Origin of the sequence: Halomonas alkalisoli (assembly GCF_021412585.1) — a bacterium.
GTDB lineage: Bacteria > Pseudomonadota > Gammaproteobacteria > Pseudomonadales > Halomonadaceae > Halomonas > Halomonas alkalisoli.
Genome location: NZ_JAKCMI010000046.1, coordinates 26,627 through 46,882, shown reverse-complemented (window position 1 = coordinate 46,882; position 20,256 = coordinate 26,627). Strand labels below are relative to the sequence as shown.

Genomic DNA, 20,256 nt, shown 5'->3' with positions numbered 1-20,256 from the left:
GCTTCCCCTAGCACCGAGGCATGGAAACATCACGCCCCTGAGATCGCGATCCAGGGGCGTTTTTCTGGCAGGACGCCTTCGACCAATAGCAACGATATACAAGAAGGAAGACACCCCATGAACGAACAAGCGGCGGCGGCCCAGACGCCGGTCGACTCCCTGCCCAAGACCCTGCTGACCGGGGCCCAGATGCTCTTCGTGGCCTTCGGCGCCCTGGTGCTGGTACCGCTGCTGACCGGGCTCGACCCCAGCGTGGCGCTGTTCACCGCCGGTGTGGGTACGCTGATCTTCCATGGCGTGACTCGCGTCACGGTGCCGGTTTTCCTGGCGTCGTCGTTCGCCTTCATCGCACCGATCCAGGGCTCGGTGGCCAGCTTCGGCGTCTCGGCGACCCTGGGTGGCCTGATGGCTGCCGGCCTGGTCTATGTGGCGATCTCCCAGGCGGTACGGCTCAAGGGTACCGGCTGGCTGCATCGACTGCTGCCGCCGGTCGTGGTGGGGCCGGTGATCATGGTGATCGGTCTGGCCCTGGCGCCGGTGGCGGTGAGCATGGCCACCGGCGAGACCAGTGACCATATCGGCTACGGCCCAGCGATCTTCCTCTCCATGGCAAGCCTGCTGGTGACCCTGGTGCTGGCGGTTTTCGGCCGCGGCCTGCTGCGGCTGATCCCGATCATGGGCGGTATCGTCAGCGGCTACGCGCTGGCGCTGCTGATGGGGGTGGTGGATTTCTCCCCGGTGCGCGATGCCGCCTGGCTGGCGATCCCCGGCTTCACGGCACCCAGTTTCCACTGGGCGGCGATCCTGTTCATGATCCCCGTGGCCATCGCGCCGGCGGTCGAGCATATCGGCGACATGGTGGCCATCGGCTCGGTAACGAAGAAGAATTACCTGGAGAAGCCGGGGCTTCACCGCACCCTGCTGGGTGACGGCCTGGCCACGTCCACGGCGGCGCTCTTCGGTGGCCCGCCCAATACCACCTATTCCGAAGTGACCGGAGCGGTGACGCTGACCCGAGCCTTCGATCCCAGGATCATGGTGGTGGCCGCCTTCATCGCCATTGTGCTGGCTTTCGTCGCCAAGCTGGGGGCCTTGCTGCAGACCATTCCCGGCCCGGTCATGGGCGGCATCATGACCCTGCTGTTCGGTTCCATTGCCGTGGTGGGCATGAACACCCTGGTACGCGCCGGCCACTCGCTGACCGCCCCGCGCAACCTGGTGGTGGTATCGCTGATCCTGGTCTTCGGCATCGGCGGCATGCAGTTCGGCGGCGGCCAGTTCACCCTGCAAGGCGTCAGCCTCGCCGCCCTGGTCGGCATCGTGCTGAACTGGGTGCTGCCCGGTGCCGACGAGGATGAGTAAGGCCGCCGACGGCTGCCTGACAGGGCGCCCGGCGCAGGCCGCGGGTGCCAGTCAGGCGTGGTGAATTTCCCTGCCACCCTCAGCGAAGGTGGGTGGGGAATTGGCACTGACGATGACGCACTCCACGTCCCCGGTATTGCGGAATCGGTGGGGTAGCCGCGAGTCGAAGTAGTAGGCGTCCCCGGCGCCGAGCACCCGGGCTTCTCCGGCAACGGTGATCTCGATCTCACCCGAGATCACCACGCCACCTTCCTCGCCTTCGTGCTCCAGCATGTCCGTACCGGTATCGGCCCCCGGGGGGTAGCGCTCGTGGATGATCGATATGCTGCGGTCGGGACGGCGAGCCGCCACCAGCCGCCAGGAGAGATTGCCGTCGCCGATCTCGGTGAGTTCATCGGCGGAATAGAAGGCACGGGGCGGGGCGGGCTCGTCACCGGCGAAGAAGGCGCTGATCGATACCGGCAGGGCGTCGAGTATCTTCTTGAGCGAGCTCACCGAGGGGCTGACGCTGTTCTGCTCGATCAGCGAGATGGTGCTGTTGGTAACGCCGGCCCGCTTGGCCAGCTCACGCTGTGAGAGCTTGCGTGCCTTGCGCAGTTCGCGTAGCCGAGCGCCTACATTCAGTGCTTCCATGGTCAGCTTCCGTCGGGTCCGTTCGATTTGTTTGACACATCATACCTGCTGGCGACGCCTCGTATAAACATCGGGAGTGATCCGCATCATGGCAAGCCACGATCGGGCGGCCCGCCGTGGCACCGTAGCGCTACCTAGGGCATCATGGGAATCATTCCGCAACGCGCAGCAGGAGCGACGATGAATCCTAGGCACGACGTGACAGGACTGATCCTGGCCGGTGGGCAGGGGCGGCGCATGGGCGGACGGGACAAGGGCCTGGAACCTTTCGCCGGCCGCCCGCTGGTGGCCCATGTGCGGGCGCGACTCGAAGGCAGGGTAGCCAGCGTCTGGATCAATGCCAATCGCCATCACGAAACCTACCGTGGCCTGGCCGATCGGGTGGTCGCCGACATCGAGGGTGACTACCAGGGCCCGCTGATGGGGATATATACCGGCCTGCGTACCGCGGAGACACCCTGGCTGCTGGTGGTGCCCTGTGATACCCCCGCACTGCCCATGGATCTCGTGGAGCGCCTGGTAGCGGGTATCGGCGAGGGCGATATCGCCGTGGCCCATGACGGGGAGCGCCTGCATCCGGTCGTGGCACTGCTGCGGGTTTCGCTGGCCGATGACCTCGAGGCGGCCCTGGCCGGTGGCGAGCGCAAGATCGACCGCTGGTATGCTCGCCATGACTGGTATCGCGTCGACTTCAGCGACTGCCCGGAGAGCTTCACCAACCTGAACACCGAGGATGACAAGCAGCGTCTCGAGGCGCGCCTGAGCGAGGAGGCTCGTACGGGATGAATGCCGTGATCCATGCCCCGCTGCCGCTCGATGAAGGCCTGCCCCTGCTGGGCATTGCGGCCTGGAGCGGCACCGGCAAGACCACGCTGCTGGAGCGACTGCTGCCGGCATTGACTGCCCGCGGCCTGCGTGTCGCCGTGATCAAGCATGCCCATCACGGTTTCGATGTCGACCAGCCGGGCAAGGACAGCCACCGTCTGCGAATGGCAGGAGCATCGCCCATGCTGGTCGCCTCCCGGGCGCGCCTGGCGCTGATGATGGAGACGCCGGACCAGGAGGAAGCCGATCTCGCGACGCTGATCGAGATGGTGCGTCCCCAGCGTCCCGACCTGGTGCTGGTGGAGGGCTTCAAGGCCTGGCCGCTGCCCAAGCTGGAGCTGTATCGCGAGGCGGTCGGCAAACCCCTGAGGGTTGCCGAGGACCCCTGGGTCAAGGCGGTGGCCAGCGCCACACCGCTGACGTTGCCGAAGGGAGTCGAAGTGCTGCCCCTCGATGACCTGGATTCGCTCGTCGACTGGGTGGCGGCCTGGCCTGCACGGTGGCCGTCCGAGCGCTCCCCACGGGAGCTTGCGCCATGAGCCTCTCCTGTTTCGACTTCGGCGAGCGCATGTTGACGGTGGACGAGGCGAGAGCCGCCGTGCTCGAACTGGCGCCGCGGCCTCTGGGCGACGAGTGGCGACCCCTCGAGAGCCTGCACGGCCGGGTGCTCGCCCAGTCCCTCGTCTCGCCCATCGATGTGCCCCAGAACACCAACAGTGCCATGGACGGCATTGCCCTGGCCTGGCCGGAAACAGAGGCGGCGCGCCCCGACAGCTGGGCGCAGGCGGGAGAGGTGCTGGCCGGCCATCGGCATGAAACACCGTTGGCACCCGGCGAGTGCGTGCGTATCACCACGGGCGCGCCGCTGCCTGCCGGCGCCGATACGGTCATCATGCGCGAGCAGATCGAGCACCAGGAAGGCCGGGTGCGGGTCGCGCATCCCGACGCGGTGCGCAGGGGGCAGAACGTACGCCTTGCCGGTGAGGATATCGCCCGGGGTGCCGTCGCGCTTGCCGCGGGCACACGGCTGGGCGCCGCCGAACTGGGGCTGCTGGCATCACTGGGCATGGCACAGGCACTCGTTCGTCGGCGCCCCAGGGTGGCCGTTTTCTCCACGGGGGACGAGGTTACCGCGCCGGGCAAGCCGCTGCCGGCGGCTGGAATATTTGACGCCAATCGATTCTCCTTGGCGGGGCTGATCGCCGAGCATGGCGGAGAGGTGTGCGACCTCGGTATCCTGCCCGATGAGCGTGATGTCATGGTTGCAGCCCTTGCCGATGCCGCACACGATGCCGACCTGGTCATGACAAGCGGCGGCGTGTCGGTGGGGGAGGCCGACCAGGTGCGTGCGGCCCTGGCCGAGGTGGGGGAGCTGGGCTTCTGGAAGATTGCCATTCGTCCCGGCCGGCCGCTGGCCTGTGGGCGGCTCGGGGCACAGCGCACCCCGTTCTTTGGCCTGCCGGGAAATCCGGTGGCGGCCATGGTCACCTTCCTGCAGTTCGTCGCACCGGTGCTCAGGCGGCTGCAGGGCTGCCAGACGACAGACCCATGCCGCTTCACGGCCCTGGCGGAGAGCGATCTGCCGAGCAGGAAAGGGCGCGTCGATTTCCTGCGCGGCATCTTTCACTGCGATGCCCGCGGGCAACTCCGTGTCCGCAGTACCGGTCACCAGGGATCCGGCATCCTCTCTTCCATGGTGGCCGCCAACTGTCTGATCGAGATCGCCGCCGATTGCGAGCGCATTGCGCAGGGCGACGCCGTCACCATACAACCGTTTGCTGATATCTGCCGAGGCATGCCTTCATGACATTGACCCATCTCAACCAACGCGGCGAAGCCCATATGGTGGATGTCGCCGACAAGCCGGAAAGTCGCCGGGAGGCGAGTGCGTCCGGCTACATCCAGATGAAGCCCGAGACGCTCGCGCTGCTGAGTGAGGGGGGGCTACCCAAGGGGGATGTGCTGGCCACGGCAAGAATCGCCGGTATACAGGCCGCCAAGCGCACCCATGAGCTGATTCCACTGTGCCATGCGCTGGCGCTGTCCAAGGTCAGCATCGAGTTCCGTCTCGACGAGGCGGAGTCCCGGGTGGAGGTGAACGCTGCCTGTCGTCTCAACGGCCGCACCGGTGTCGAAATGGAGGCCTTGACGGCGGTTTCCGTGGCCTGCCTGACCCTCTATGACATGTGCAAGGCGGTGGACAAGGACATGGAGATAGGCGGCATCCATCTCGACACCAAGACCGGCGGCAAGTCGGGGGATTATCGCCGTGACATGACCTCCCACCGCGACATGACCGCCGCACCGGCACCGATCGTGACCGGTGAAGGCGTGGCGGGGCAGGTCTCCGTGGGCACGCGCTGCGATATCGAGGATCCCTGCCTGCGGGTCAAGTTCCTGGCCGAGCTGCGTGAGCAACTCGGCACAAGCGAGCTCTCCCTGCCGTTGGATAGTCTCGCCAGCGCCGATGTGGGCGGCTTGAAGGCGGCACTGGTCCAGCAGGACAAGCGCTTCGCGCGCCTCTCCGAGGGGCGTGTCCTGTGTGCGGTCAATCAGGTGATGGCACTGGACACCACACCCATTACCAATGAAGACGAAATCGCCTTCTTCCCACCGGTCACGGGGGGCTGACATGGTGCAGGCAGCCAAGATCCAGGTTCGGCAGGAGACCTTCGATGCGGGGGTCGAGCAGCGGTTATTGCTGGCGGGGCGCTCCGACATCGGTGCTGTCGTGAGCTTCACCGGCCTGGTTCGCGACTTCAACGAGCACCCCGACGTCACGGCACTGACCCTGGAACACTACCCGGGCATGACGGAGTCGGCGTTGGGCGAGATCGTCACCGAAGCCGAGGCACGTTGGCCGCTTCAAGGGGTCCGAGTCATTCACCGCGTTGGACGCATGACCCCTGGAGACCCTATCGTATTGGTAGTCGTGGCCAGCGCGCATCGTCGCGCGGCCTTCGAGGCCTGTGACTTCATCATGGATTACCTCAAGACCCGTGCCCCGTTCTGGAAAAAGGAGCACAGTGTCTCGGGCGACTACTGGGTCGCGGAGCGCGACTCGGATCACCAGGATGCCAGCCGCTGGGAGAGCGATGATGACAGTAGCCTCTGAGCTAATCGACGACTTCGGCAGACGCGTGCGCTATGTGCGCATTTCCGTCACGGACCGCTGCGACTTTCGCTGTGTCTATTGCATGAGCGAGGAGATGACCTTTCTGCCCCGGGCCCAGGTTCTTACCCTGGAGGAGCTCGGCATGGTGGCGCGGGCCTTCGTGGAAATGGGGGTCGAAAAGGTTCGCCTGACGGGCGGTGAACCCCTGGTCAGGCGCGATATCGATCGCCTCGTCGAAGACATCGGCGGCCTTCCCGGGCTCAGGGATTTCGCCATGACCACCAACGGAGCAGGCCTGGTAAAGCATGCCCAGCGCCTGCGGGATGCGGGTCTCAAGCGGCTCAATATCAGCCTCGATACCCTCGATGCGGAGCGCTTTCGCCAATTGACCCGTACCGGTGACCTGGCCCGCGTGCTGGAGGGCATCCGTGCGGCACGGGCGGCAGGCTTCGAGCGCATCAAGCTCAATGCCGTGGTGCTGAAAGGGCGCAATGACGATGAAGTGGTCGACCTGGTGGACTTCGCCCGCTCCGAAGGTCTCGACATCAGCTTCATCGAGGAGATGCCGCTAGGCGATGTCTCGGACCATTCCCGTGCCGAAACCTTCTACTCCAGCGATGACGTACAAGCGCTTATCGAGAATCGCTACCCCCTGATTCCGACCACGGAATCCACCTTGGGGCCATCGCGCTATTTTCGCATGAGCGACAGCGATTCCCGGGTAGGCTTCATTTCACCGCACAGTCACAACTTCTGTTCTACCTGCAATCGGGTCAGGGTGACCGTCGAGGGGCGCCTGCTGCTCTGCCTGGGCAACGAACACTCCGTCGATTTGCGTGCCGTGCTACGCCGTCATCCCGGCGATATCGATGCCTTGAAGAAGGCCATCGTGGAGGCCCTGCCCCTCAAGCCCGAGCGGCACCATTTCACCACGGACGGCGAGGTACAGGTCGTGCGCTTCATGAACATGACGGGTGGATAAGCGCCCGCTCATCCCTTCATTTTTGTTGCTCATTTGAAGAAAAAAGTAGCAACCCTGCTTCTGCATTTCTTGCCAATTGGTCAACACGACATATACTTTTGACGAGCAAGCCATTCAGCTTGCTCGTCGTTTTCTGTATGGAGGAGGCCAATGTCCAGCGAAACTCTGGAGCGCATCGCCCGCAACAAGAACGTGGCTCGTGCCGCTGCTCGTCAGTTGAGCATGGAGCAGTTGAACAAGCTCTCCGATGTCATTGGCGAGGTAATCGAGCAGAAAAAAGAAGAAGACAAACTCCGCGAAAAGGAGGAGGCGGACAAGGAAAGGAAGCTGGCTGAGATCCGCGAAGCCATGAGCGATGCCGGTCTCTCTGTGGAAGATCTCGTGGGCGAGCCGCCGCGCCGTAAGCGTGGGCGTCCACCGAAGAACGCTGGCAGTTCATGATCGGACACATGAGCGGATACATGAGCGGAAAGTAGCCGCTGTCCTGTCGATTCGACACTTGGGGTGCGGGGGGCGCATTATCTAGACCCCCGTGCCTTTTTCCGTTCCTGATTACGCATAAGACTCAGCAGGCGCCTGGTGGAGGCCGCCGCGTTGGCGGTGATCGTTGGCGTCGGCAATACCGCCAGGAGGCTTGCGCCTCCAGTCGTGAGCTGAAGCTTCCTCCTACAGCGGCGTGGCAACGTTGGTGGAGAAAGCAGCTGTTGGAGCGCTGGTCCCCATCGCGACTGGCGCCGATAGGCGCCTCGGCGGAGGCTGAAAGATTGGTTGTTGTCGCGAATACCGGCAACACCGCCGGGAGGCCTGCGGCCTCCAGTCGTGAGCTGAAGCTACTCCTACAGCGGCGTGGCAACGTTGGTGGAGAAAGTCGCTAAGGGAGGACGATTTATAACATCTTGACCATCCGAGCTCTTTCAGTGTGGCTCAAGATTGGCCCGATGGCTGATCGAGGTGAGTAATCAGGTTTCCTTTTGGGCGGTACTACGATCAGTTCCTTTCGCCAAACGCCGGGGCTTCCACCGGCAGTAATTGCAGGTGTATGTCCGGTAGCTGGCGCAGATGGTCCGCAAGCCAGGCGGTCAGCAAAGGCTGCAATGCCAGGCGAAGTTCGGCCAGGCTTTCGGCTTGCAACATCTCCAGGCGCTCATCCAGCCAGTCGGCGAGAGCCTCTTCATCCAGTGCACTGACGCGATGCGCATCCAGCATCAATCGGCCGATGCGCGTCCAGCCCGAGCCGGTCGATGCGACTGGCAGCGCAAGATGAAGAATGCCGTGGCGCGATGAACCGCGCTCGGCCGCGAGTCCCGGCAGCGGTGTAACGGCATTCTGGCTAACGATGCAAGGGCGCTGAGGGTGCCGAGCTTCCAGGGTCAGGCCATCGGCATCCAGGCGAATCAGGTCGCCGTTGACGGGGGCCAGCGGCGCCTGGATGCCAAGGGTCTCGGCGAGGGCTCGATGGGCGCGCTGATGCTGTGGTTCCCCGTGTACCGGCAGTAGATGCTTCGGTTTGATCCAGCCGTAGAAGATGCGCAGCTCCTCCTGGGCCGGATGACCGGAAGCGTGCAGCTCCGGATGGTTGAACTCATCCCAGATCGCCACGTCGAGGCGCCTGAGCCCATGTTTCAGTCGTTCGATCTGCGGCTCGTTTCCGGGAATCGCCTTGGCCGAGAAGATCACGGTATCGTTGGCGCTCAACTCGAGACTGTGGTGTCTTCCGCTGGCCAGTCGGCTGAGTGCGGCGCGAGGCTCGCCCTGGCTGCCGGTGGCGATGACCAGCACCTCTTCCGCGGGCAGGTAGCCCAGGTCGCTGACCGGCACCAGCGGTGGCATGTCGTCCAGATACCCCAGTCCGCGAGCCACCCCGACCATGCGCTCCATGGCCCGCCCCATCAGGCTCACCCGGCGGCCGCAGCGTTCGGCGGCCAGCGCGATCGCCAGCACCCTGGCCAGGTTGCTGGCGAAGCAGGAGACCACCACCCGGCCGGTGCACTGGCTCAGTCGATGCTCGAGGGCGCGTGCCACTTCACCTTCGCTGCGTGAATGGCCGGGGAGGGGGGCATTGGTGGAATCCCCCACCACCAGATCCACCGGTGCCAGGGCTCGATACAGGGCACCCTTGATCGGTGGGCCGATCAAGGGCTCGGGGTCGAGTTTCCAGTCGCCGGTATGCAGGACCCGATAGCCACCCGCTGCGATCAACAGCGCACAGCTCTCCGGTATGGAGTGGGTCAGCGGCAGGTAGCGCAGGGTGAAAGGCCCCGTTTCCAGCGCCTCGCCCGGTTCGATCACCTGGATGGCATCGGTGGCAAGCCCGCGCTCGGTGAACTTGGCCCGCAGCAATCCGGCTGCCAGCGGAGTGGCATGAACCGGGCACTGCCATTTCGGCCAGAGCCAGGCGGCGGCACCGATGTGATCTTCATGGCCATGGGTGATGAGCAGGGCGGAAGGCGTTATGCCCAGGGCTTCGGCGGTATCCAGGCTGGGAACCTGAAGCGGGCTGTCGGGGAGGTCCTGTCGGATCATCATGCCGCAATCGACGGCGATCCACTCGTCGTCATGACCATAGAGCCCAAGGTTCATGCCGATCTCACCACAACCGCCCAGTGGCAGGAAATGAAGCGGCTTTCTACGGCGTGGGCGAACGGTGGCGCTGGATGCAATCATCGGCACATCATGGTCAGGCAATGGAACCTTCACTATACGGGATCGGCGCGGCCCTCCACAATGTGAGTCCCCCGGGGGCCGCCGGGGTTTTCGACGTGTCTCGCGCCCCTGAGTTCGCTACAATGCGCGCTCTCCGATCCACGCTCAGAAGTCGATGGTTGCCCATGTCCCACTACTACCGTCTGGTCGTTTCCTGTCCTGATCGTCGCGGCATCGTGGCGCGTGTTTCCGGTTTCATTTCCGGCCATGGTGGCTCCATTACCGAGGCCAGTCAGCACTCCGACCTGGCGTCGGGCCGCTTCTTCATGCGCTATGAAATCCTCGCCGACTCCATCGACATGACGGGGGACGAGTTGAGAGAGGCCTTCGCGCCAGTGGCGCGGGAATTCGAGATGGACTGGGCACTGCGCGATACACGCCAACGCCCACGGGTAGTGGTCATGGTGTCTCGCGAATCACACTGCCTGGTGGACCTGCTCTATCGCTGGACCGCGGGGGAGATGGAGGGCGATATCGTCGGTGTGATATCCAATCATCCCGACATGCGGGGCATGGTGGAGTGGCATGGACTGCCCTATTTTCATGTGCCCGTCGATGCCGCCGACAAGGCGCGAGCATTTGCCGAGATCGAAGCGCAAGTGAAAGCGCTGGAGGCGGATACGGTGGTACTGGCGCGCTACATGCAGATCCTGCCGCCCAGCCTGTGCCAGCGATACGCCGGGCGGGTCATCAATATTCATCACAGCTTCCTGCCGTCGTTTGCCGGCGCTCGCCCTTATCATCAGGCCCACGACAGGGGGGTCAAGCTGATCGGCGCCACCTGCCACTACGTGACCGAGGAACTTGATGCCGGCCCTATCATCGAACAGGACATCCATCGGGTCAGTCACTGTCACACTCCCGGTGATCTGGTCCGCTTCGGCCGTGATGTGGAGAAAGCCGTGCTGGCGCGGGGGCTGCGCTGGCACCTCGAAGATCGCGTGCTGATCCACGGCAACAAGACGGTCGTCTTTGCCTGAGCCTGCATCCTGGAGGCGGTCATGTCGTTTTCCGAGCCCATGCTGGCCCCCTGGCTGTTGATCGCCTGCGGCGTGCTGTCGCTGGGCGTCATGGGCCTGGCCCTGGCTCAGCGGCCGTGGGAGACGCTGCTGGCGGACAGGGCGTTGCAGCATCGCTGGCTGGGGGCGACCGTCGCCGTGCTGTTGCTCTGGCAGCTGCGCGCCCAGGCCGTCGACTGGCTGACCCTGCATCTCATGTTCACGGCACTGCTGACGCTGGTCTTCAAGGCGCCCCTGGCGCTGGTCACCAACCTGCTCGCCAACCTGGCCCTGGTCCTGCTCGGCAAGGCTGCCTGGCCGCTATTGGGTGTCAACGTGCTGATGACCGGCGTGATACCCGTTGGCGTCACCGTGCTGATCTGGCGGCTGGTGGATCGGCACCTGCCGGACAACCTGATGGTCTTTCTCTTTCTCTGCGGCTTCTTCGGCGCGGCACTGGCCACGCTCGGCACCGGGCTCGCCGGCCTGGGGCTGGTCATGCTGGGGGCGACCGATCCGGAAGCGATCTACCTGGCGCGGGAATACGCGCTCTTTCTACCCCTGCTGATGCCCTCCGAGGCGTTTCTGACCGGCATGCTGCTCAGTATCCTGATGGTCTACCATCCCGGCTGGGTGGCCACCTTCAACGATCATCGCTATATCGACACCAAGTAGGGCAGGGTTTCGCTACCTGGCGGCTATCTGGTGAGAGTGCTGTAGAACGGGGGCATATCTTGTAGGGCGGGTGCCATGGGGTGGGTGCTACAGAGGGAGCGTCAGCTGTCGCCTGGCATCCTCCGACACCAGCCTTACCCCGACACCCAGCAGGCGCACCGGTCGCTTCTTGCGCGCCCAGGCCTGCGCCATCAGGGCGCTGAAGGTCCTGCTGCAGAGCCTGCTTCCACGCCCCTCCATGGTCGTCAGGCTGAAATCATCGAAGCGCACCTTGACGAACAGCCCTGCCAGCGGCGGGTGGCCGTGACGTGCGAGGCGGGACTCGAGGCGATCGCACAGCGACGCAAGCTCCCCGTGGCAGTCGGCCAGTCCGGGAAGGTCGCTGGCGAAGGTGGTCTCCACGCTGACCGACTTGCGCTCGCGCTCCATCCTTACCGGGCGGTTGTCGATGCCGCGGGCCAGCTCGAACAGTCGATGTCCGAATTTGCCGAACTCCTGGATCAGCCGCTCCTGGGGCAGGTGCTGCAGGTCGTGGCAAGTGTCGATATCCAGGGCCTTCAGTCGCTTGGCGGTGGCCGGGCCCACGCCATGGAGCTTGGTCACCGGCAGTTTCTCGATGAAGGCACCGACCCGGTCCGGGGAGATCACCGTCAGGCCGTCGGGTTTCTCCCAGTCGCTGGCGATCTTTGCCAGGAACTTCGATGGGGCGGCGCCCACCGAAACGGTAATGCCCACGCGTCGCTGGCACTCTTCCTTCAGCCAGCGTGCCATCCAGGTGGCGCTGCCGGAGAAGCGTGTCACCGCCGTGACATCGAGAAAGGCCTCGTCCAGCGACAGCGGCTCCACCAGCGGAGTCAGCTCATGGAAAATGGCCTGAATCCGGCGCGATGCTTCGCGATAGCGTTCGAAGTCGCCGGGGAGCAGGGTGAGGTGAGGGCACAGCCGCAAGGCTCGCGCCGTGGGCATCGCAGAGTGGATGCCATAGCGGCGAGCCGGGTAGTTGCATGTGGCAATGACACCGCGACCCTCGGCGCTGCCGCCGATGGCCAGCGGAATCTCGCGCAGCGCCGGGTTGTCGCGCATTTCCACCGCGGCATAGAAGCAGTCGCAATCGGCATGCAGTATCTTGCGCACGGGATCCATGAGCGACCGTCCGACCGCTAGCCGAGCGTGACCGGGGGCATCACAGCGCCTGGCCGCTGCCGCCGCGAATCACTCCCACGCCGATTCCTTCTATCTCCAGCGGCTGGTGGCGCAGGTCCACCTCGATGGGGGCGAAGTCGGCATTCTCCGCTTCGAGGACGACCCGGTGGCCGTTGCGATGGAAGCGCTTGACGGTGACCTCGTCCTCGAGCCGGGCGACGACGATCTGGCCGTCACGCACTCGCTCCGTGCGATGCACGGCCAGCAGGTCGCCCTCGAGGATGCCGGCATCCTTCATGGAGAGGCCGCGGACCTTGAGCAGGTAGTCGGCACGGGGGGTGAAGAATTCGGGGGGCAGGGGGCAGTAGCGGTCGATGTGCTCGGCGGCAAGGATAGGGCTGCCGGCCGCTACCTCGCCGATGATCGGCAAGCCTTCCACGGCGGGTTCGCCTCCGACCGGCTCGGCATCCTGCGCCGGCAGGCGAATACCCCGCGACGTGCCACGGATGACCCGGATGACACCCTTGCGCTCCAGGGCCCGAAGGTGCTCCTCGGCCGCGTTGGGAGAGCGAAAGCCCAGGGCTCGGGCGATCTCGGCGCGAGTCGGCGGGTAGCCGAACTCGTTCATCGTCTTGACGATGAAGTCGAAGACGTTCTGCTGGCGGGCGGTGAGGGGGCGTGACATGCGACCTCCGGGTAGCGGTGCCTTGAGTATTGTTCAAGTATACAGCATGGAAGTCTATCCAGTAAAAAGGCGCGTGCACTCCTGTGGCAAGCAGCGTTTCAAACAGCCGGTCGTTGATAGATTTGAGTGAATCGTCGAAATCACGTAGACTTTTGTAATGTTTTAAACACTCGTTTCCAGCGGGACCAGGATCATGGCTCAAACCGATACCGTCACACGCATACTCGATACGGCTGAAGTATTGTTCGCCGAGCGTGGCTTTGCGGAAACCTCACTGCGGACCATAACCAGCAAGGCGCGAGTCAACCTGGCCGCGGTGAACTACCACTTTGGCTCCAAGAAAGCGCTGATTCAGGCGGTATTTGCCCGCTACCTGGATCCGTTCACGGTACGCTTCCACCATGCCCTGGATGAGCTCGAGGCACAGCATGCCGGTGGCGTCATCCCGCTGGAAGTCCTGCTGGAAACCATGGCCCGCACCGTCCTGGACGTGCCAGCCGAGCGCCACAGCCTCAAGGTATTCATGAAGCTGCTGGGGCTTGCCTACAGTCAGGCCCAGGGGCATCTGCGGCGTTACATCCAGGAAGAGTACGGCAGTGTGTTCTCCCGTTTCACCGAGCTGGTGCGACTGGCGACCCCCGACTTGCCGGACTCCGAGCGCTTCTGGCGGCTACACTTTGTGCTGGGCACCGTCATCTTCACCCTGTCCGGGCTGGATGCGTTGCGTGATATCGCCGAAAAGGATTATCAGGAGCATGTCACCGTGCGCGACCTCATCCGCCGCTTGCGGCCGGTGGTGGTGGCTGCCATGAACGCACCGCTCCCACCGCCCCCCATGCCGAAGGCCGAGGCGAGCTGACATGCGTACCCCGCGGCTGACCGAGCTGCCGCCGGCAACGGACACCTGGCTGGAAGTCGACGTCGTGAATCAGTGCCTGGTCCACTGGCAGGGCGCAAGACCCCTGGCCGAGTGGGCCGTCTCCACCGCCCTGGCAGGAACCGGCCAGCAGGAGGGGAGCGGCTGCACCCCGCTGGGGTGGCACTACGTTCGCGCCGCCATCGGCGACGGGCTGCCACAGGGCACGGTGTTTCGAGGGCGCCGGCCCACCGGCGAACGGTACTCCCCGGAGCTGGCCGAGGCTCATCCCCGCCGCGACTGGATACTCACCCGCATCATCTGGCTCTGCGGGCTGGAGCGGGGATTCAACCGTGGCGGAGAGGTCGACAGCCAGCGGCGCTATATCTACCTGCACGGCACGCCTCCCGACCAGCCCATGGGCGTACCGCGCTCCCACGGTTGCATTCGCCTGAGCGCCCCGTCGCTGCTCCAGGTCTTCTCCCTGGCCACCCCGGGGACTCCCGTGTGGTTGCATGACTGACGGGGAGTCGCCAGGGCCTTGCGCATGGCTGTCACCTCGGCCAACTTTGGTCTAGAATCAGCCTCCTTCTAGCCCAAGGAACCCGATCATGACGCAGACCCTCGGCCCGGTGATGCTGGATCTGGAAGGCACGCGACTGACTGACGACGAGCGCAGGCTATTGCTGCGCCCCGAGGTGGGCGGGGTGATCCTCTTCTCCCGCAACATCGAGGATGCACGCCAGGTCCGCGCACTCTGTGATGGCATCCGTCGCCTGCGCCCCGAGCTGCTATTGACGGTCGACCAGGAGGGCGGACGGGTGCAGCGCCTGCGCCAGGGGGTAACCCGGATACCCTCCATGGGACGCATCGGCCGCGACTACGGTGTCGCCCCGGAAGTCACCCTGCGGCTCTGCCTGGACACCGGCTGGTTGATGGGCATGGAAATGGCCGCCTGTGGGCTCGACCTCAGCTTTGCTCCGGTGCTCGATGTCGACAGCGGCATCTCCAGCGTGATCGGCGATCGCAGCTTTTCCCGCGATCCCGTCGCGGTTTCCGCCATGGCCGAAGCCTTCGTGGCCGGCCTGCATGAGGCCGGCATGGCGGCAGTCGGCAAGCACTTTCCCGGCCACGGTGGTGTCGCCGCCGATTCGCACCTGGAGCTGCCCGTCGACGACCGACCCATCGAAGTCATCCGCGGCCATGACCTGGTGCCCTTCGCCAACCTGGCCGGCCGACTCGACGGCGTCATGCCCGCCCATGTCATCTACAGTGCCTTCGATGCCCGCCCCGCCGGCTTCTCCAACAGCTGGCTGGGGCTGCTGCGCGAATCGCTCGGCTTCAAGGGCACGATCTTCTCCGACGACCTCGGCATGGCCGGCGCCGGATTCGCCGGCGGCCCTCGCGAGCGTGCCCAGGCGGCGCTGGACGCCGGCTGCGACATGGTGCTGGTGTGCAACGATCGCGCTGCCGCCCTGGAGGTGCTGGACGCCTGCCAGGGTCGCACGCTACGCCCGGCGACCCGGCTGCGCTATGGCCGGGCTCGCCCGGAGCCTGAAGCCCTGGAAGCGCTGGGGCGCTGGCGCCGCGTTCACGCCCGCCTCGAGGCCATGGCCCAGGACTGAACGATCACGTCCGTCCCGATTACCCTTCAGCGACATGAGCTCCCAATGCCCAAACTCGATCCCGATTTCCACCAGTCCCTGACCACCATGCGCGATGTCATGGAGAGTGCCGACTGCCTGATCACGCAAGAGGAGGTCGAAGTTGCTCTCGATCGCATGGCGGAGCAGATCACCGCTGATCTGGGCGACAAGCTGCCGGTCTTCTACTGCGTGATGAACGGTGGCCTGATCACCACCGGCCATCTTCTGACTCGCCTGGGCTTTCCGCTGGAAGTCGACTACCTGCATGCCACGCGCTATCGCGGTGGTATCCGTGGTGGCGACCTGTTCTGGCGCGTCTCGCCGGAAGTGCCCATGGCCGACCGTCACGTCGTGATCGTCGACGACATCCTCGACGAAGGCACCACGCTTGCTGCCATCCTTGACTACTGCCACAAGGCAGGTGCCAAGAGCGTCTCGACGGCGGTACTGGTCGACAAGCGCCACGACCGCAAGGCCGTGCCCGACCTGCGCGCCGACTACTGCGGCCTGGAAGTCGTCGACCGCTACGTCTTCGGCTTCGGCATGGACTACAAGGGATACTGGCGCAACGCCCCGGGAATCTTCGCACCCAAGGGGTTGTAGGGAAGAGTGTCTCGGCAGTGACCGCCATTGCAGGAAAATACAGCTGTTGGAGCGCCGCTCCGCGTCGCGACTGGCGCCGGCAGGCGCCTTGGCGGAGGCCGCCGTCGCTGGCTATTACCGCAATCATTGGCAACACCGCCAGGAGTCCTTCGGCCTCCAGTCGCCGATGCGTCGGACCGGAGCTAAAGCTTCCTCCTACAGCGAGGTAGTCGCCGACTTTGTAGGAGCGCCGCTCCGCGTCGCGACTGGCGCCGCCAGGCGCCTCGGCGGAGGCTGCCGACGCTGACAACAATAGCCAGCATCGGCACCAAGAGCGATTATCCGATCACGCCAGCCCCAGCTCGTGGGTGGCTTCCTCGCGCATCTTGAACTTCTGGATCTTGCCGGTGACGGTCATCGGGAATTCATCGACGAACTTCACGTAGCGCGGCACCTTGTAGTGGGCGATCTTGCCCTTGCAGAACGCCTTCAGCTCATCGCCGGTCAGCTGCTGCCCTTCGCCGAGCTTGACCCAGGCCATCACCTCTTCGCCGTACTTCTCGTCGGGTACGCCGATCACCTGGACGTCGGAGATGGCCGGGTGGGTATAGAGGAAGTCCTCGATCTCGCGGGGATAGATGTTCTCGCCGCCGCGGATGATCATGTCCTTGATGCGCCCAACGATGGCCACATAGCCCTCTTCATCCATGGTGGCCAGGTCGCCGGTGTGCATCCAGCCGGCCGCGTCGATGGACTTGTCGGTGGCTTCCTCGTTCTGCCAGTAGCCCAGCATCACGCTGTAGCCGCGGGTGCAGAGCTCGCCGGTCTCGCCACGGGGCACCACCGCACCGGTCTCGGGGCTGACCAGCTTGACCTCCAGGTGCGGATGGATCGTGCCTACTGTGGTCACGCGCTTGTCCAGCGGCGCATCGGTCTGGGTCTGGAAGCTCACCGGGCTGGTCTCGGTCATGCCGTAGCAGATGGTGACGTCTTCCATGTTCATCTTGTCGATGACCTGGCGCATCACCTCGATGGGGCAGATGGAGCCTGCCATGATGCCGGTGCGCAGGGTCGAGAGGTCGTACTGTGCGAAGTTTGGGTGCTCCAGTTCGGCGATGAACATGGTGGGCACGCCGTACAGCGCCGTGGCCTTCTCCTCGGAAACAGCCTTCAGCGTCGCCTCGGGTTCGAAGCCGTCTCCCGGGTAGATCATGGTGGCGCCATGGGTCATGCAGCCCAGGTTGCCCATCACCATGCCGAAGCAGTGGTAGAGCGGCACCGGAATCACCAGGCGGTCCTTCTCGGTGAAGCCCATGGTGCGGGCGACGAAGAAGCCGTTGTTGAGAATGTTGTGGTGGGAGAGGGTGGCTCCCTTGGGGGCCCCGGTGGTGCCGGAGGTGTACTGGATATTGATCGGGTCGTCGAACTGGAGGCTGCCCTGGACGTCCGCCAGGTCCTCGGCGGAGACCTGGTCGGCATGGCCAAGCATGCCCTGCCAGGTGAGCATGCCGGGCAGGGCGAGGTCCGCGTCGAGGCAGACGACCCGCTTGAGCTCCGGAAGGCTGGCGCAGCTGAAGGTGTCAGGTGCGGCGTCTCGTATCTCAGGTGCCAGCTCAGCCAGGGTAGCCACGTAGTCGGAAGACTTGAATTTCCCCTGCAGGACCAGCGTCGAGGCGCCCGATTGCTTGAGGGCATAGTCCAGCTCGTGGGTACGATAGCTGGGGTTGATGTTGACCAGTACCGCGCCGATCTTGGCGGTGGCGAACTGGGTGATGGTCCATTCGGCGCAGTTGGGTGACCAGATGCCGACACGGTCGCCTTTTACCACGCCCAATGCCAGCAGGGCACGGGCCGCCTCATCCACCGCTTGCTGCAGCTCCGTCCAGGTATAGCGCAGGCCCTGGTGAAGGCTGAGCAGGGCGTCGCCATCGGGAAAACGTGCGACCGTCTCGTCGAAGCAGTCGCCAATGGTCTGTCCCTTGAGGGGGGTGTCGCTGATACCGCTGACGTAGCTGTTCTGGACGCGATTCTGTGAGTGTTGGCGTGTCATGGTGTTACCCGTCTTGTTGTTGCAAGATTTAGTGGTGAATCTGGGCAAGAGCTGGCTGCAGGATGACGGTACGTGGCCTGGCTAAGGCGCGCTGTGGGAGAGCCGGCGGGAGGGATTACTCCTTGGCCAGGCGTGCGAGCACGTCGCGGGCCCGCATCTCCACGTCATCGAGCTCACGCTGCATCAGGCGGATATCCTCGAGCTGTCGCTCCATGTTGCTGCGCTTGTCGGCCAGGATTTCCAGGAGGCGCTTGAGCTGGCGTGCGTTCCCATCCGGCATGGCGTCATACATCTCGATGACCTCGCGAATCTCGGCCAGCGAGAAGCCGAGCCGTTTGCCGCGCAGGGTCAGCTTGAGGCGTACCCGGTCCTTTTCATGATAGATGCGAGTCTGGCCCCGGCGCTCAGGCGCCAACAGGCCCTCCTGCTCGTAGAAACGGATGGTGCGTGGGGTCACCTCGAACATCCGGGCCAGTTCGCCGATGGAGTAGGTGCGGCGCTGTTGCGGCAGACTGCCATTGACTTCAGTTGTGGCTTCCGGTTCGGCTGTGCTCATGGCTACCTTTCCTGTGACTTGGTGGGCCGTCTAGCGGTTTCCCTCCACGTATCCGCAACACTAGACGACGTTGACGTTAACGTAAAGTGCTTGTAGACCAAGGGATGTATGCGATAAAACCTAGCAAGTGCTAGGTTGGTTGCCATCCGCTGCCCGATTTGCGCGTCGCGCACCCATGGCAATGTGCTGGCCTATCAGCTACCACTACGGGATCGAACATCTTGGTCGAACCTTTCAGTCGAAACATGAGGATACTCCGATGGACTTCTCCCTGACCGATGACCAGAGGGCGCTCGTTCAGGCGGCCGCCGACTTCAGCAGGGCCGAACTGGCCGACCACGCCGCCGAATGGGACGCCACCTCGTATTTCCCGGTCGAGGTCATCCGCCGCGCCGGCGAGGCTGGGTTCCTCGGCATCTACATCCCCGAAGAGCGCGGTGGCTTGGGGCTGTCTCGCCTGGATGCCTCGCTGATCTTCGAGCAGCTCTCCCAGGGCTGCATCTCGACTACCGCCTATCTTACCATCCACAACATGGTTGCCTGGATGGTGGCCAGTTGGGGCAGCGAGGCATTGCGCGAAACGTGGGTGGAGCGTCTGGTCAGCGGCGAGTGCCTGGGCTGCTACTGCCTCACCGAGCCCGGCTCAGGCTCGGATGCAGCCAGCCTGCGCACGAAAGCCGTCCGGGACGGCGATGACTATGTCATCAGCGGTTCCAAGATGTTCATCTCGGGGGCCGGGGCCAACGATGTCCTTATCGTCATGGCGCGCACCGGCGGGCCCGACAGCGGTGCGGGCGGGGTTTCCGCGATCCTGGTACCGGCCGATGCACCAGGTATCGAATACGGCAAGAACGAAGAGAAGATGGGTTGGAAGAGCCAGCCGACACGACTGGTCAGTTTCGATGGCGTCCGTGTGCCGGTCGGCAATCGCCTGGGTGATGAAGGCGAGGGCTTCAAGCTGGCCATGAAGGGGCTTGACGGAGGAAGGCTCAATATTGCCAGCTGTTCGCTGGGTGCCGCACAGCATGCGCTGACCCTGTCGCGCGACTACATGGCCGATCGCAAGCAGTTCGGTCGTGAGCTGTCGAGCTTCCAGGCGCTGCAGTTCAAGCTTGCCGACATGGCTACCGAATTGATGGCGGCCAGGCTGATGGTTCGTCAGGCGGCATGGCGGCTCGACAACAACGACCCCGACGCCACCGCCCATTGCGCCATGGCCAAGCGGTTTGCCACCGACATGGGCTTCAATGTCTGCAACGATGCCCTCCAGCTCCACGGCGGTTACGGGTATCTCAGGGAGTTCCCGCTGGAGCGCATGGTGCGCGATACCCGGGTGCACCAGATTCTCGAGGGCACCAACGAGATCATGCGGGTCATCGTGGCCCGTCGCCTGCTGGCGGATGGCGTCATCGAAGCGTTGCAGTAAGGCGAGTCGTTGCAGTAAG

Annotated in this window: 21 protein-coding genes; 15 read left to right on the top strand and 6 right to left on the bottom strand. The window is 64.4% G+C overall.

The features are described from left to right. The first annotated feature begins 117 nt into the window (after positions 1 to 117). A complete protein-coding gene (locus LY622_RS21765; RefSeq protein WP_234292813.1) occupies positions 118 to 1,362 on the top strand; it encodes a uracil-xanthine permease family protein in 1,245 nt (414 codons plus the stop codon). Positions 1,363 to 1,413: 51 nt separating this feature from the next. On the opposite strand, the gene LY622_RS21760 is transcribed toward LY622_RS21765, so the two are convergent. Continuing rightward, a complete protein-coding gene (locus tag LY622_RS21760) occupies positions 1,414 to 1,995 on the bottom strand; it encodes a cupin domain-containing protein (protein ID WP_234292812.1) in 582 nt (193 codons plus the stop codon). A 180-nt stretch (positions 1,996 to 2,175) separates the two neighbouring features. Between LY622_RS21760 and mobA the strand changes: the two genes are divergently transcribed. The 7 genes from mobA (at position 2,176) to LY622_RS21725 (ending at position 7,358) form a co-directional block, all read left to right on the top strand. Next, on the top strand, positions 2,176 to 2,781 hold the full coding sequence (gene mobA / locus LY622_RS21755; protein ID WP_234292811.1) for a molybdenum cofactor guanylyltransferase MobA: 606 nt from the start codon (positions 2,176 to 2,178) through the stop codon (positions 2,779 to 2,781). Then, positions 2,778 to 3,359 carry a molybdopterin-guanine dinucleotide biosynthesis protein B gene (gene mobB / locus LY622_RS21750; RefSeq protein ID WP_234292810.1) on the top strand — a complete coding sequence of 194 codons (582 nt, stop codon included), beginning with the start codon at positions 2,778 to 2,780 and terminating at the stop codon, positions 3,357 to 3,359. The genes mobA and mobB overlap by 4 nt, the downstream gene beginning before the upstream one ends. Next, positions 3,356 to 4,627: a molybdopterin molybdotransferase MoeA gene (gene moeA, locus LY622_RS21745; RefSeq protein WP_234292809.1), complete on the top strand. Its 1,272-nt coding sequence runs from the start codon at positions 3,356 to 3,358 to the stop codon at positions 4,625 to 4,627. Before mobB ends, moeA begins: the two co-directional genes overlap by 4 nt. Continuing rightward, positions 4,624 to 5,451 (top strand): cyclic pyranopterin monophosphate synthase MoaC, encoded by an 828-nt coding sequence (gene moaC, locus LY622_RS21740; protein ID WP_234292808.1) that lies wholly within the window; start codon positions 4,624 to 4,626, stop codon positions 5,449 to 5,451. Before moeA ends, moaC begins: the two co-directional genes overlap by 4 nt. A 1-nt stretch (position 5,452) precedes the next feature. Beyond that, positions 5,453 to 5,935 (top strand): molybdopterin synthase catalytic subunit MoaE, encoded by a 483-nt coding sequence (gene moaE, locus LY622_RS21735; protein ID WP_234292807.1) that lies wholly within the window; start codon positions 5,453 to 5,455, stop codon positions 5,933 to 5,935. Next, positions 5,919 to 6,917, top strand: coding sequence for a GTP 3',8-cyclase MoaA (moaA, locus tag LY622_RS21730; protein WP_234292806.1), 999 nt, complete (start codon positions 5,919 to 5,921; stop codon positions 6,915 to 6,917). Before moaE ends, moaA begins: the two co-directional genes overlap by 17 nt. Positions 6,918 to 7,067: 150 nt before the next feature. Continuing rightward, positions 7,068 to 7,358 (top strand): H-NS family histone-like protein, encoded by a 291-nt coding sequence (locus LY622_RS21725; RefSeq protein ID WP_234292805.1) that lies wholly within the window; start codon positions 7,068 to 7,070, stop codon positions 7,356 to 7,358. A gap of 546 nt (positions 7,359 to 7,904) precedes the next feature. On the opposite strand, the gene LY622_RS21720 is transcribed toward LY622_RS21725, so the two are convergent. Continuing rightward, positions 7,905 to 9,497, bottom strand: a complete 1,593-nt coding sequence (locus LY622_RS21720; RefSeq protein WP_234292876.1) for a ribonuclease J — start codon at positions 9,495 to 9,497, stop codon at positions 7,905 to 7,907. Positions 9,498 to 9,745: 248 nt separating this feature from the next. Here LY622_RS21720 and purU point away from each other — a divergent pair, with 248 nt between their 5' ends. Together purU and LY622_RS21710 are read left to right on the top strand one after the other, a co-directional pair. Next, the gene (gene purU, locus LY622_RS21715) at positions 9,746 to 10,600 is read left to right on the top strand and encodes a formyltetrahydrofolate deformylase (RefSeq protein WP_234292804.1); all 855 of its coding nucleotides are present in this window, start codon (positions 9,746 to 9,748) and stop codon (positions 10,598 to 10,600) included. A 21-nt stretch (positions 10,601 to 10,621) separates the two neighbouring features. Beyond that, positions 10,622 to 11,293, top strand: a complete 672-nt coding sequence (locus tag LY622_RS21710; RefSeq protein WP_234292803.1) for an energy-coupling factor ABC transporter permease — start codon at positions 10,622 to 10,624, stop codon at positions 11,291 to 11,293. Positions 11,294 to 11,380: 87 nt separating this feature from the next. Here LY622_RS21710 and dinB read toward each other — a convergent pair whose 3' ends face one another. Both dinB and lexA read right to left on the bottom strand, forming a co-directional pair. Beyond that, positions 11,381 to 12,427, bottom strand: a complete 1,047-nt coding sequence (gene dinB, locus LY622_RS21705; protein ID WP_234292874.1) for a DNA polymerase IV — start codon at positions 12,425 to 12,427, stop codon at positions 11,381 to 11,383. Positions 12,428 to 12,476: 49 nt separating this feature from the next. Continuing rightward, positions 12,477 to 13,121, bottom strand: a complete 645-nt coding sequence (gene lexA / locus LY622_RS21700) for a transcriptional repressor LexA (RefSeq protein ID WP_234282988.1) — start codon at positions 13,119 to 13,121, stop codon at positions 12,477 to 12,479. A gap of 193 nt (positions 13,122 to 13,314) precedes the next feature. Here lexA and LY622_RS21695 point away from each other — a divergent pair, with 193 nt between their 5' ends. From LY622_RS21695 to LY622_RS21680, 4 genes are all read left to right on the top strand, one after another. Beyond that, complete coding sequence (locus tag LY622_RS21695) at positions 13,315 to 13,980, top strand: TetR/AcrR family transcriptional regulator (RefSeq protein ID WP_234292802.1); 666 nt, start codon at positions 13,315 to 13,317, stop codon at positions 13,978 to 13,980. A gap of 1 nt (position 13,981) precedes the next feature. Further along, the gene (locus LY622_RS21690; RefSeq protein WP_234292801.1) at positions 13,982 to 14,500 is read left to right on the top strand and encodes a L,D-transpeptidase; all 519 of its coding nucleotides are present in this window, start codon (positions 13,982 to 13,984) and stop codon (positions 14,498 to 14,500) included. Between the two features lie 88 nt (positions 14,501 to 14,588). After that, on the top strand, positions 14,589 to 15,602 hold the full coding sequence (gene nagZ, locus LY622_RS21685) for a beta-N-acetylhexosaminidase (protein WP_234292800.1): 1,014 nt from the start codon (positions 14,589 to 14,591) through the stop codon (positions 15,600 to 15,602). 45 nt (positions 15,603 to 15,647) lie between these two features. After that, on the top strand, positions 15,648 to 16,226 hold the full coding sequence (locus tag LY622_RS21680; protein WP_234292799.1) for a hypoxanthine-guanine phosphoribosyltransferase: 579 nt from the start codon (positions 15,648 to 15,650) through the stop codon (positions 16,224 to 16,226). 325 nt (positions 16,227 to 16,551) lie between these two features. Here LY622_RS21680 and LY622_RS21675 read toward each other — a convergent pair whose 3' ends face one another. Continuing rightward, entirely contained in the window at positions 16,552 to 18,255 is a 1,704-nt protein-coding gene (locus LY622_RS21675; RefSeq protein WP_234292798.1) for an AMP-binding protein, read from the bottom strand. 115 nt (positions 18,256 to 18,370) lie between these two features. Further along, a complete protein-coding gene (locus tag LY622_RS21670) occupies positions 18,371 to 18,811 on the bottom strand; it encodes a MerR family transcriptional regulator (RefSeq protein WP_255762688.1) in 441 nt (146 codons plus the stop codon). Positions 18,812 to 19,070: 259 nt separating this feature from the next. Here LY622_RS21670 and LY622_RS21665 point away from each other — a divergent pair, with 259 nt between their 5' ends. After that, the gene (locus tag LY622_RS21665; protein WP_234292797.1) at positions 19,071 to 20,237 is read left to right on the top strand and encodes an acyl-CoA dehydrogenase family protein; all 1,167 of its coding nucleotides are present in this window, start codon (positions 19,071 to 19,073) and stop codon (positions 20,235 to 20,237) included. The last annotated feature ends 19 nt before the right edge of the window (positions 20,238 to 20,256 follow it).